This window comes from Microvirga vignae (assembly GCF_001017175.1).
Taxonomy (GTDB): Bacteria; Pseudomonadota; Alphaproteobacteria; order Rhizobiales; family Beijerinckiaceae; genus Microvirga; species Microvirga vignae.
Window position 1 is genome coordinate 1 of the sequence record NZ_LCYG01000131.1, and the last position, 12,850, is coordinate 12,850.

A 12,850-nucleotide genomic window follows, 5' to 3' on the forward strand; every position below is an offset into this window, starting at 1 on the left:
GGCGCGAGCAGCGGTGGCGGTACTATACTCCGGCGGGTCTACGCTATTGAAAGCGCGCGGCCCGCTCCGAACCTAAACGCCGGAAAAAGCAAGTAGACGTATTAATCCGACGTTGCCTAAGCAATCGGAATAACGATTGTGAGTGCACGTAAACGATTTGCTTTGGAGCGTGACTTATCTCCGAGTACTAGATGGCTGCCAGCAGGATTTGGATAGCGCGCATAACTTCATTCATAGCGTGGATTGCTGCCATCGAAACAATGGATTTTACAATTCTACCGAACGACCAGTAGCAAAATTCAGTTTAGAGACATAGAACTCGGACATACTAGAATGGCAATCGATCTTAACCCTACCCTCGGGAGAAATTATCAGCTGTACGCCGAGCATCAACCGAAGCGCATGTCCATTGCAGCCACGTTCTCCGGAGTGCGCAAAATACATCGCGCTTGCTCGACACGACAAGCGCCCCCCACGTCGCGGAGGCGATTACTAGCTACAAACCTTCGTATAGCTTTCCCAAACCATTTTATATCACCCACTTACCTCCGCACAATTGAGCCAGCCCTCGATCTCGCTTTAGCTTTGCGAAGAATGGGGTGTTGCTGATTGCAGATGCCAAATGCTTCTGCCCCCAGGCCAAATGGACCCCATGTCCATTGCAGTGAAATCGTGCAGAAGATGCAAGGGAAGTCGTTGATGAATCTGGTACGGATGCTTCATGCACCCGATGTAATCTCCATCGTGTATGACAATCAAATAGTCCGCGAACCGATGACAGACATGCTCTTTTCGGCGGGCTTCATCCCAGAACTGCGCCAGAGAGCAGAGGAGTTCTTGAAACCCAGCCGCCTTCGGAGTACGTCTCGCTTGATTCCGGACATGCAGTTTCCCCGCGTGACAGGGATCGACCCGTGCGAGCATCTGGTTACATCCAGAAAGGCCATTCCCACTATATTGGTCACGAGCCAATCGGGCGATGACCAGCGGGCGAGGGCGCTGCGAACCGGTGTGTCCTATTACCTGAGCAAGCCATTCAGTGATAGCGAGTTGCCACCGTTCATCGACACCAGTCCGATATGCCAGACCGCGCGGGAGAGGCGCACATGAATATTGTTCTATCCAACGCCACGGGAGTTCTCTCCCGGCGCTCTCAGGTGCGGTGGAGGCTGGCCTGGGAAAACGAGCTGCAACTCTCCGATCACATCGAACTATCCGAGTTCTTTCGAAAGACCTACGGACCGACTGGGGCCTTTAATGCGAAACCGTTCGAAGGCAATCGGAGCTGGGCTGGCGCGAGGCCCGAGCTCCGCGCAATCGGCTACGACTCGAGTGGTGTAGCGGCTCATATGGGCCTTCTGCGCCGCTTCATCAAGGTTGGCGCGGCCGATCTGCTAGTGGCTGAACTAGGATTGTACGCCGTCCGTCCAGATCTTGAAGGGCTCGGACTCAGCCATGCAATCCGCGCCATGCATCCAGTTCTGCAGGATCTGGGCGTCCCATTCGGCTTCGGCACGGTTCGGCAGGCGCTGCAGAAGCATGTTGCAAGGCTGGGCCGGCACGGTCTGGCAACCATTGTGTCGGGGGTTCGCGTGCGGTCTACCCATCCAGATGTGTATTTAAACTTGCAGCCCACGCGCGTCGAGGACGTACTCGTCGTGGTTCTACCGATTGGACGCTCGATCGGCGATTGGCCGACAGGTACGATCATTGATCGGAACGGACCAGAGCTATGACGCCCATCGAATGCTTATCCAAAGTGGGCAGCGAGTGCGATGACGGCACCGCCGGTCGCAGCGTTTATTTGACGTTTGACGACGGCCCTGATCCACTGTGCACAACCGAGGTCCTCAATGTCTTGGCGGAACAACGGGTGCCGGCAACTTTCTGCGTCATCGGCGCGTACGCGGCAGACCAGCCACAACTCATCCAGCGCATGATTGCAGAAGGGCACGAGGTCGCTAACCATACTATGAATCACCCGGACCTGTCCCGATGCGGACCTGGCGAAGTACACCGTGAACTATTTGAGGCGAACAGGACTATTAGGATGGCATGCCCGCAGGCTCCAATACGGCACATGCGCGCGCCATACGGCGTCTGGACCGAACAAGTGCTCACCACGTCAGCGAGCGCTGGACTGGCGCCCCTCCACTGGTCGGTGGACCCGCGAGATTGGTCTCGCCCAGGCATCGACGCGATTGTCGATGCAGTGCTCGCGTCCGTCCAGCCGGGCGCAATTGTACTTCTGCACGACGGGTGTCCTCCTGACGAGTTGGGACAAAGTATTCACTCCGGCTTGCGCGACCAGACCGTCATGGCACTGTCCCGTCTCATTCCAGCATTGCACGAGCGCGGATTTGTAATCCGCCCGCTCCCTCAACAGTACTGAACAAAGCGATATCCCATGGACCTGCTTGACACAGCTAGCGTTGTCACCATCTCGCTTTATGCGCTGCTCTCGACGGCTTATAAAGGCGCGCAGGCCGCTTATGCTCGCTCGGCCGACGTTTCATCCGCGTCGGAGGAGTTGGTCAGACCCGAGCTTCTGCCGAGCGTGGATGTCATTGTCCCCTGCTTCAACGAGGACCCGCGCACGCTCTCCGAGTGCCTAGCCTCCATTGCAAACCAAGAATACGCTGGAAAGCTAAGGGTCTATGTGGTTGATGACGGTTCTGCAAATCGTGACGCCGTCATACCTGTACACGAAACCTACGCGCGTGATCCGAGATTCAACTTCGTTCTGCTCCGCAAGAATGTTGGAAAGCGCAAGGCGCAAATCGCCGCGATACGCCGCTCATCTGGAGATTTGGTGATCAACGTCGACTCGGACACGAGACTCGCCCCCGACGTCATCATGAAGCTTACACGTAAGATGCAGAATCCAGTGATCGGCGCGGCCATGGGCCAGTTAACGGCTAGCAACCGGAGCGACACTTGGCTAACCCGACTGATAGATATGGAGTACTGGCTGGCTTGCAACGAGGAGCGCGCGGCACAGGCTCGCTTCGGTGCCGTTATGTGCTGCTGCGGTCCATGTGCTATGTACCGTCGGGCCGCGCTTCTTTCGCTGCTAGACGAGTACGAGACGCAGTTGTTTCGTGGGAAGCCAAGCGACTTCGGCGAGGATCGCCATCTCACGATCCTCATGTTGAAAGCAGGGTTTCGAACGGAGTACGTTTCCGACGCAATTGCAGCAACAGTTGTTCCGGATAAGGTAGGGCCATATTTGCGCCAACAACTCCGCTGGGCACGGAGCACCTTTCGCGACACGCTGCTTGCGCTGCGCCTGCTGCCAGCTCTTAATGGGTATCTCACACTAGATGTAATTGGGCAGAACCTCGGCCCGCTACTTCTCGCCCTGTCATCGCTAACGGCGCTCGCGCAGCTCGCGCTCACCGCCACAGTTCCGTGGTGGACAGCATTGGTGATCGCGTTGATGACTTTCGTTCGCTGCAGCGTGGCGGCAATTCGTGCTCGCCAAATTCGATTTCTCGGCTTTGCCCTGCACACACTCATCAACATCTTCCTCTTACTACCGCTTAAAGCCTATGCATTGGCTACATTGAGCAATAGCGATTGGCTGTCGCGCAAGGCGACCGGCTTACCAAACGGAAACGAACAGCAGGTCATCATCCGAAGCCTAATGGCTGAACCAAACGCTACAGCAGGTCCGGCAATTGCTGAGTCAATTCGTGGGGCGAATCTTTCCGGCGGGCCGTCGGGACTGGTGACGTCTGACAGCGTTTGCAGCGGCGAGTAATCTCGCATGTTTATAGGTGGACAGCCGTGGTTCAGGGCAAGCAACATCAGCTATTAGAGCGGGAACTGGCCGCGGACGATCCGTGGCGGCTTGACGGTAATCCGTTTGAGCGCGAGCGTCACACGCAACTGCTCAGGCTGTCGGTCTCCCAAGGAGTGATAGCAAATGCTCTTGAGGTCGGGTGCGCGACCGGCGCATTCACGGAAAGACTCGCGCCCTACTGTCGACGGCTCACCGTGATCGATGTCATGCCGCGAGCGATTGCCCGAACTCGCGAACGAATGAAGGGACTGCCGCACGTCAACTGGATCGTTTCCGACATTCAACTGTTCTCATCTGACGAGCTCTTTGACCTGATCGTGGTGGCGGAAGTTCTCTATTACCTGGATGACGTGGCGGAGATGCGTGCGGCCATCGGCAACGTGATGCGGCTGCTTGCGCCAGGTGGCCACCTGATTTTCGGATCCGCGCGTGATGGCGTTTGTAGGCGGTGGGGGCACGCAGCTGGTGCTGAGACGGGTATCGCCATCTTGACCGAAACATTGGTCGAGATTGAGCGCGTGCAGTGCCAGGGAGAGACGGTCGACGAGGACTGCTTGCTCGTCTGCTTTCGGAACCCGAGTCGATCCTTGGTTCAGTCCGACTGACAACCGTGACATGGAGCTACTATGCGCATCTGCGGTATCAAGCTGACACATGACGGGGCGGTCGCTCTTATCGAGGACGGCCGGCTGGTCTTTTGCGTCGAGCAGGAGAAACTTAACAATAATCCGCGGTATCAAGCCATCGACAATCTTGACGCCGTTGTCGTCGCTTTGGCGGAGCACGGTCTGGATCCGCGGGATGTTGATCACTTCGTTATCGACGGCTGGGACGGCGAGGTCGAGTCGCAATTCCAGGTTCTCAGTGGGGCCGCGCCTATCACTCTCAAAGGGGCGCCGTATGTTGAACGGCATGCTGAGTGCCCTCTGACTTCGGACTGCGGCTTCGGCCTCATGCTCGACGGAAGGCTCTTTCCTTATAGAAGCTATCCGCACGTCACAGGCCATGTGGCCTCCGCGTACTGCACCAGCCCATTTGCCAAGGCCGGACAACCCGCGTTCTGCTTGGTATGGGACGGCTGCATCTTTCCACGTCTCTACTATGTAGAATCCACGGGCGTCCGGTTCATCGAATGCCTGTTTCCGATGATAGGTCATGCCTATGCTGTAGCGGGCCATCACTTCGGACCTTATAGGCACTCGAACCGGACCAGCTGGGACCTAGGCGTTGCCGGCAAGCTAATGGCCTATATCGCGCTCGGGACGGTTGATGAGGACATTGTAACGGTGTTTCATGAGCTTTATCAGGAGCACTTTGCAGCCGACACTGAGTCAGCCCGTCGTTACCGCGCGAACATTAGCAGCGAAGAGTCCGCGCTTGCCGCTGTGCATGATTTCTTCCACGCCAGCGCGCTCGGACTAAAGGCCAAACGCCCCGAAGATGTACTTGCATCGTTTCATGTTTTCCTCGAGCGTCTGCTCGTCCGGGGAATGGCTATTGCTTTGCAACGACATTCGCATTGTGCGGGGCCGCGCAATTTATGTATAGGTGGGGGCTGCGGTCTCAACATCAAATGGAACAGTGCACTACGTGCTACCGGCCTGTTCGATGCTGTCTGGGTGCCGCCCTTTCCGAATGACAGCGGCTCAGCAATTGGCGCCGCTTGTTCCGCACTGGTGGCGGAGAAAGGCTTCGTGCCGCTGGAATGGTCGGTCTACAGCGGCACGGCCCTGCTACGCAGCGATGTGCCGCCCGAATGGGAGGCAGCGCCGTGCAGTATGCGTGAACTTGCTACCATCCTCGCGAGCAACAAGCCCGTGGTTTTCCTCGCCGGCCACGCCGAACTCGGACCACGAGCATTGGGTGGCAGAAGCATTCTTGCAGCCGCAACATTGGCCGGAATGAAGGATTATCTGAACGACATCAAGCTTCGTGAACACTTCCGGCCAGTGGCGCCGATATGCCTGGAGGATCGTGCGCCGGACATATTCAGCCCCGGAACGCCGGATCCTTACATGCTTTTCGATCACCAGACACGGGCAGAATGGCGGGACAAGATCCCCGCTGTAGTACACCTCGACGGATCTGCACGATTGCAGACCATTCCTAGAACCTCTCAACACAAAGTCGCCGAGCTTCTCGTTGAGTATGAAAAACTCACCGGCATTCCGCTTCTTTGCAACACGAGTGCCAACCACCATGGACGGGGGTTCTTCCCTGATACCGCTGCAGCCTGCGAGTGGGGGCGGGTTGAACACATATGGTGCGACGGACTGCTGTTGACCAAGCGCGTGCGACTGAGTGACCGTTGGTCCTCGGCGTTCTTCCCGCAGAGATGAGCACATGTCCAGGGTACACATTGACTTTGCCGGCGTAACGAAGTCATATAAAGATAGGATCATTGTCGGTGGATTGTCGTTTACTGTCGGGCCGGGAGAGTGCTTCGGTCTGCTGGGGCCGAACGGCGCGGGCAAAAGCACGATCACGCGTATGGTCCTCGGCATGATACCGCCTGACGCGGGCAAGATCACAGTCCTCGGTGTGCCAGTGCCGGCACGCGCTCGCTTGGCACGTGCGCGCATCGGCGTGGTCCCGCAGTTCGACAACCTTGACCTCGAGCTCACCGTACGCGAGAACCTGTTGGCGTTCGGGCGCTACTTCAGCATGAGCACGCGCGAGGTCGAAGCCGTCATCCCGTCGCTGCTCCAATTTGCCCGTCTTGAGAACAAGGCGGATGCGCGGGTCGCCGAATTATCCGGCGGAATGAAGCGGCGCCTAACGCTCGCGCGTTCACTGATCAACGACCCGCAGCTGTTGGTAATGGACGAGCCGACCACCGGCCTCGATCCGCACGCGCGCCATCTAATATGGGAGCGCCTGCGCTCGCTGTTGGCGCGCGGCAAGACGATAATTTTAACCACTCACTTCATGGAAGAGGCTGAGCGGCTGTGTGACCGGCTGTGTGTGATCGAGGCAGGACGCAAGATCGCTGAAGGCTGCCCTCGGGCACTGATCGACGAGCAGATCGGGTGCCAAGTGATCGAAATCTACGGCGGCAATCCGCATGAGCTGGGTGCGCTGATCCGGCCGTACGTGCAGCGCATCGAGGTGAGTGGCGAAACGCTCTTTTGCTATGCGCCCGATCCGGAGCAGGTGCTCGTGCAGCTGCGCGGACGCACGGGTCTACGCCTGCTGCAACGTCCCCCAAATCTTGAGGACGTCTTCTTGCGGCTGACCGGGCGCGAGATGAAGGACTGAACGATGTGGGAACGTTATGTGGCCGCTCTGCCTGCCAACGTGTGGAACTGGGTCGCGGTATGGCGCCGCAACTATTTGGTGTGGCGGAAGCTTGCACTAGCATCGATTCTCGGGAACCTCGCCGAGCCCATGAGCTCTCTGTTCGGCCTCGGCTTTGGCCTAGGCGTGATGGTCGGTGGTGTTGACGGCACCTCCTATATCGCGTTTCTGGCAGCCGGCATGGTGGCAACAAGCGCGATGATCGCCGCGACCTTTGAAACGATCTATGCAACATTCGCTCGCATGCACGCTCTACGCACCTGGGAAGCGATGCTGTGCACGCAGCTCACCCTCGGCGACATCATTCTCGGTGAATTGGCGTGGGCGGCCACTAAGTCCATTCTGGCCGGGACGGCAATTGCGATTATTGCCGCCATGCTAGGCTATGCAGCGTGGTCATCTGTCCTCTATGCACTGCCTGTCATCGCTCTCACTGGCCTCGCTTTCGCGAGCCTGGCGATGGTCGTCACTGCACTTGCGCCAAGTTACCACTATTTCGTGTTTTACCAGACGCTCATCGTCACGCCTATGCTATATCTGGGCGGCGCGGTCTTTCCGGTCAGCCAACTGCCTGGCGCTTTTCAGCAGGTAGCGGCCTTCCTGCCGCTGACACATTCGGTCGACCTCATTCGTCCGGCAATGCTTGGCCGCCCGGCCGACAGCGTCGGGGTACATATTACTGCGCTTTGCATATATGCGATATCGCCGTTCTTCCTGTCAGCGGCGTTGTTTCGTAGACGCCTGATGCGTTGACGCTACTTACAAGGAGCATGAGATGGAGATGCACGATGGAGTATCGCGAACTGAGCCGCGGCGGCTTGAAGATGAGTGTGCTCGGCTTGAGTACTAAGAGTCGTAGAGATCAGGACACCGAAGCCAAAGCGCGCGCAACCCCAGGGTTCTTCGGTGGAGAGCCCGATGTGCTGAACGCGGCCGCTTCTCGCCAGTGCATCCAGCGCCTCTAACAGTTCCAGGAGTTGTGGCTTCACTTCGCGGACGGGCCTTACGCGAGGTTCTTTGAGGCTGGTGACGTCTCACCGGCCCTCGCAGCAGCGAGCGACAGTGTACCGTCCTTTGGTGGCGCGGTCTTGGCTCAGACCAAATTGGCCTTCCTGTTACGATGAATGGAGAGTGACATGCTGTGTTTAGGACTGAGCGGCGGGCTAGACAGAATCCATGAAAATTCACCTGCGCTACCGAGCACATTTTTACACGATGGTGCTGCGGTGCTTGTCCGGGACGGCCGGGTGATAGCGGCCGTCGAAGAAGAGCGCTTCAATCGGATCAAACACTCTAATAAGTTCCCGAGCCGTTCGATTCGATACTGCCTTGCATCCGCAGGGATTCAGCTCAGCGACATCGACCGCATCGCGTTCTACGCTACCGAGGCGTATTGCAATGCGATGCTCGAACGCTTGTTCGTTTCCGAGCCCAACTTTTCCATGCCATTGGATGCGAAACTTGCTATGCGTAGGTTACTAGCGCAGGAGTTTAGTACCGAGGTCGATCCGTCGCGCATCTCATTCGTAAGTCACCATCTTGCGCATGCCGTTAGCGCGTTCTCAATGTCAGGATTCGAGCAAAGCCTGATCCTCGCTCTCGATGGCAGTGGCGACTTCCTCTCGGGTCTCGTGGCGGTAGGATCCGGTACCGAAATAACGCAACTCGCGACTATCCCAGAGAATAATTCGCTTGGGCTGTTTTACCTTGAGACGATCCGATATCTCGGTTACGGCTTATTCGATGAATACAAGGTCATGGGCCTTGCACCCTACGGGGATCCCGCTCCCTATCGCTCGCTCTTCGAGCAGTTCTACGAACTCTCAGACAACGGTGGTTTCCGCGTCTACCTTGACCGCATCGGTCCGGCGTTGCTCCGCAGCATCCAGGTCAGGCGAAAGGGAATGCCGTTTACGCAGCAGCATCGAGATGTCAGTGCATCATTGCAGGAGGCGCTGGAGCGGATTGTACTTCACGTTCTCCGGCACTATCGCGAGGCCACAGGAATGAAGCGCCTGTGCCTGGCTGGAGGGGTAGCCCACAACTGCACCATGACCGGTAAGCTGCTGTATTCAGGGCTTTTCGAAGATATCTTTGTGCAACCCGCGGCGCACGATGCTGGTTGCGCTTTAGGGGCTGCACTAATAATGTCTAGCGATCTGGGCCAGCCCGCGCCGCGTGAGCGACTGCGGGAAGTCTATTGGGGGCCTGATCTCGGGACTGACTGCGCCATAGAGCAGGAACTGAATGCATGGGCCGGTCACCTCGCCGTTGAACGCAGCGATGACGTGGCAGGCAGAGCAGCCGAGTGGATTTCTAATGGCGCTGTGATCGGCTGGGTGCAGGGGCGTTCGGAGTTCGGGCCACGTGCGCTCGGTAACCGCAGTATTCTTGCCGACCCTAGGCCGGCCGCAAATAAGGACCGGATTAACGCGATGGTCAAAAAGCGCGAGGGCTATCGACCCTTCGCACCGTCGGTGTTAGAGGAGGATGCGCGCGAATTTTTCGATCTCCCGGACGGAACGGGCGAATTTCCCTTTATGAACTTTGTTGTTCGCGTGCGCGACTCCAAGCGCGGCCTGCTCAGCGCCATTACCCACGTTGACGGTACAGCGAGGCTGCAAACGGTATCTCGCAAAACAAATCCGGCGTACTGGGAAGTTATTGATGCGTTCAAGAAGCGAACGGGCATCCCGATTTTGCTTAATACGTCTTTTAACAACAACGCCGAGCCGATCGTCCAGTCGGTTGCGGACGCGATTGCCACGTTTCTGACGACAGAGCTGGATGGACTTGTGGTCGGGCCATTCCTCGTCAAAAAGCGAGCCGCAACGCCGGAGCACTGGACTTCCCTCGCGGTTTCACTGCCGCGTTATGCGTCCGTCTATCAAGTCCGCGCTTGCACGGCAGGGGATCGACACGAGACGGTGTGCGAGATTCGTTCTGGTCACTCCAGCAGTGGCAGTGCGCGTATTTCACGTGATTTGTTCGATCTGCTCATGCTGATTGCTGGCGAGTCCGTGCTCGGAGATCTCCTCGATGCAATTACGTTTGATCAGGCCAGGCGTGAAGCTCTCGTCAAGGAGCTGCGAGGATTGTGGGAGCAGCGCCTTGTTCGGCTACATCCCAAATATGCTGCTCGCATGCAGCAAGACAGCGATCAAATATTGGGCAAAGCGTAAGAGGCAGTTGTGATTATGGTAGTGTCCATTTCTCCAAGTATGCGGAGAAGCTGGCCCCTAGCGGAGATGTATCCGGGGCTGAGCTTATGGTTGTAGCCCAGAGCGCCGCGACAAAGCAGGCGCAGGTCCACATGACAAGCCGTCGATGCACCGGAATTTCTTTTCAACTTGGTACAGATGGTAGAACCTTTCGACGAACTGTTGCAATAGAGCGGATTGCCACGCGCCTGGAATTAAGTGTGACGACGGCAACATTTCGACGCGGCGGTGCAGGGGCGGGAGCCGTTGAGGGTCCATCGCCTCCGGTGCGGGGTATGAAGGGTCTACCAGTCCAAATAGCCAGCACCACGATCGCTGATGATAGCATTGGGGCAGGGCTACGTAGAGGTTCCGTAAGCTCCTGCTTGATGCGGTATTCCAAAACGAGGCGAAGCAAATGCTTGTTAGTGGCTCGATGAAGGATCGGTTCGTTGTTTCTCGACGGCGTACTGGTTTCGGTGATTGCCTGTGGTCGCTGGCGGCAGCTTGGCGTTACGCGCAGCGGACGGGGCGGGCGCTAGCCATCGATTGGCGCGGCTCCTGTTATCTGGACCAACCTTTTACGAACGCCTTTCCGGTGTTCTTCGAGCCAATTCAAGACATTGCTGGCGTACCGGTTATTTGCGATGATCGGATTAATCAGTTCTCATTCCCGGGCCCTTTCTTTCCGCCATGGTGGAATAAGCCCTCCATCGACTGCGTTTATCGCCCTGATGAGCAAATCTTCCGAGAACGAGATGAGCTGAGCCGGCTTTTCCAAACGCAGGATGATAGTGAAGCTAACACCGTGGTCTGCGACGCTTGTTTGATGTGGTGTTGCGATCAGGATGCCGAGCGACAGATTTTTCGGAGTGTTAAACCACGGCCTGAAGTTCAAGCCCGTATTGACACCATCTATCGGGAGCATTTTGTCGGGCACAGCGTAGTCGGAGTTCACGTTCGGCACGGCAACGGCGAGGATATCATGGGGCACGCGCCCTACTGGGCTGATCCGGAGCTCGCTTTACGGCAGGTATGCACTGCCATTTACAAGGCCAAAGCGCTGCCCCATCCAAGGCCTGTGAAGGTGTTTTTGTGCACGGACAGCGTGTTAGTGCTTGATCAGCTATCGGAACTGCATCCAGACCTTTTCACTGTCCCAAAACGCTTCCAGGCGCATCAGGCAGGGCCATTACATAATGCGGAACTCGGGGTTGACGGCGGTTTTTCTGCTCTCGTCGAGATGTATCTCCTTGGGCGATGCGATACCGTGATCCGTTTTCCGCCGACTAGCGCTTTCACGCGCTATGCCTGCCTCTCTGTGCCACGCATCATTGAGTTCGATTTGAATGATCCGAGCCGGTTGATCTTGATTGCATAATCGCCCGAGGATTCTCAAACTATATGAAAGTTATAACTGATGCAACAGAGCCCTAATTGCGTGGAGGGAAGATGGATGCCGAATTTTCGGCTAGCGGGCAAGCGCGTCTGGGTCGCCGGCCATCGCGGAATGGTGGGCTCTGCCGTAGTGGGAGCCTTGGCGGGGAGAGATGTAGAAATTCTCACAGTAGATCGAGCCGAGGTCGATTTGCGCCGCCAGAGGGAGGTTGAGGATTGGATGGGGTGGAAACGTCCACAAGCTGTGGTCCTGGCTGCCGCAAAGGTCGGCGGAATCTGGGCTAATGCAACATATCCAGCCGACTTCATCTACGACAACTTAGTAATCGAAACAAACATTATCCATGCTGCCCATAAGGTCAACGTCGAGAAGCTGCTATTTCTTGGTTCGACCTGTATCTATCCTAAGTTTGCGGAGCAGCCTATTAGGGAGGACGCGCTCCTTACAGGAGCGTTGGAGCCTACCAATGAGTGGTATGCCGTTGCCAAGATCGCTGGGCTCAAGCTTGCAGAGGCATATCGTGTCCAGCACGGGCATGACTTCATTTCGGCCATGCCGACCAATCTATATGGCCCCAACGATAATTTCGATCTCGCGAATGGCCATGTCTTGCCAGCATTGATGCGCCGCATTCACGAGGCCAAGATCGCGGGGGCCCCGGCCGTAACGATTTGGGGTACGGGCCAGCCACGACGTGAGTTTCTACACGTGGACGATCTTGCGGACGCAGCGGTTTTTCTAATGGAAAACTACTCTGATCGCCTGCATGTCAACGTGGGCACTGGAACCGATATCAGTATCCTTGAGCTGGCCGAGATCATTGCCGAGGTAGTTGGGTACGAAGGTCGATTTGACCCCGATAGGTCAAAGCCGGACGGTACGCCCCGCAAGGTGACCGATATCAGTCGCCTGCGCACGCTCGGCTGGCAGCCGAAGGTCAATTTTCGTGAAGGGCTTCAACAAACCTATACTTGGTTTCTCAACAATGTACGGGCGCTCCATATCGGGTAAAGCTCCAACGAGGCTTCATAAAATAAAGTTAGCTCACGCGATGTTTGTTCTCAGTGGTGAAATTCGTATTAATACGCGACATGTGAGGTCCGGCACGGTGTAGTTACTGTTGATCGGAAAATCACTAACAAGGGCAAG

At 56.9% G+C, this 12,850-nt stretch carries 11 protein-coding genes and 1 pseudogene; all 12 read left to right on the forward strand.

All coding sequences use genetic code 11. The annotated features are described in order from the left end of the window. Positions 1-714: 714 nt before the first annotated feature. The 12 genes and pseudogenes from AA309_RS30290 to fcl all read left to right on the forward strand — a co-directional run bounded on the left by AA309_RS30290 (position 715) and on the right by fcl (position 12,712). On the forward strand, positions 715-1,110 hold the full coding sequence (locus tag AA309_RS30290; RefSeq protein WP_280136944.1) for a response regulator: 396 nt from the start codon (positions 715-717) through the stop codon (positions 1,108-1,110). Next, positions 1,107-1,736: a NodA family N-acyltransferase gene (locus AA309_RS30295; protein WP_047192745.1), complete on the forward strand. Its 630-nt coding sequence runs from the start codon at positions 1,107-1,109 to the stop codon at positions 1,734-1,736. The genes AA309_RS30290 and AA309_RS30295 overlap by 4 nt, the downstream gene beginning before the upstream one ends. Further along, positions 1,733-2,392 (forward strand): chitooligosaccharide deacetylase NodB, encoded by a 660-nt coding sequence (gene nodB / locus AA309_RS30300; protein WP_047192746.1) that lies wholly within the window; start codon positions 1,733-1,735, stop codon positions 2,390-2,392. The genes AA309_RS30295 and nodB overlap by 4 nt, the downstream gene beginning before the upstream one ends. 15 nt (positions 2,393-2,407) lie before the next feature. Further along, positions 2,408-3,763: a chitooligosaccharide synthase NodC gene (gene nodC, locus AA309_RS30305; protein WP_047192747.1), complete on the forward strand. Its 1,356-nt coding sequence runs from the start codon at positions 2,408-2,410 to the stop codon at positions 3,761-3,763. A gap of 26 nt (positions 3,764-3,789) precedes the next feature. Continuing rightward, on the forward strand, positions 3,790-4,410 hold the full coding sequence (gene nodS / locus AA309_RS30310; protein WP_047192748.1) for a nodulation methyltransferase NodS: 621 nt from the start codon (positions 3,790-3,792) through the stop codon (positions 4,408-4,410). A 21-nt stretch (positions 4,411-4,431) separates the two neighbouring features. After that, positions 4,432-6,182 (forward strand): annotated as a pseudogene (gene nodU, locus AA309_RS30315) (nodulation protein NodU). Beyond that, positions 6,149-7,063 carry a nodulation factor ABC transporter ATP-binding protein NodI gene (nodI, locus tag AA309_RS30320; protein ID WP_047192750.1) on the forward strand — a complete coding sequence of 305 codons (915 nt, stop codon included), beginning with the start codon at positions 6,149-6,151 and terminating at the stop codon, positions 7,061-7,063. Before nodU ends, nodI begins: the two are co-directional and overlap by 34 nt. 3 nt (positions 7,064-7,066) lie before the next feature. Beyond that, the gene (locus AA309_RS30325; protein WP_047192751.1) at positions 7,067-7,855 is read left to right on the forward strand and encodes an ABC transporter permease; all 789 of its coding nucleotides are present in this window, start codon (positions 7,067-7,069) and stop codon (positions 7,853-7,855) included. A 35-nt stretch (positions 7,856-7,890) separates the two neighbouring features. Beyond that, entirely contained in the window at positions 7,891-8,067 is a 177-nt protein-coding gene (locus tag AA309_RS35575; RefSeq protein WP_160310580.1) for a hypothetical protein, read from the forward strand. 171 nt (positions 8,068-8,238) lie between these two features. Then, positions 8,239-10,284, forward strand: coding sequence for a carbamoyltransferase family protein (locus AA309_RS30330; RefSeq protein ID WP_047192752.1), 2,046 nt, complete (start codon positions 8,239-8,241; stop codon positions 10,282-10,284). A gap of 436 nt (positions 10,285-10,720) precedes the next feature. After that, positions 10,721-11,683: a nodulation protein NodZ gene (locus AA309_RS30335; protein WP_047192753.1), complete on the forward strand. Its 963-nt coding sequence runs from the start codon at positions 10,721-10,723 to the stop codon at positions 11,681-11,683. A 75-nt stretch (positions 11,684-11,758) separates the two neighbouring features. After that, positions 11,759-12,712 (forward strand): GDP-L-fucose synthase, encoded by a 954-nt coding sequence (gene fcl, locus AA309_RS30340; RefSeq protein WP_047192754.1) that lies wholly within the window; start codon positions 11,759-11,761, stop codon positions 12,710-12,712. Positions 12,713-12,850: the final 138 nt, after the last annotated feature.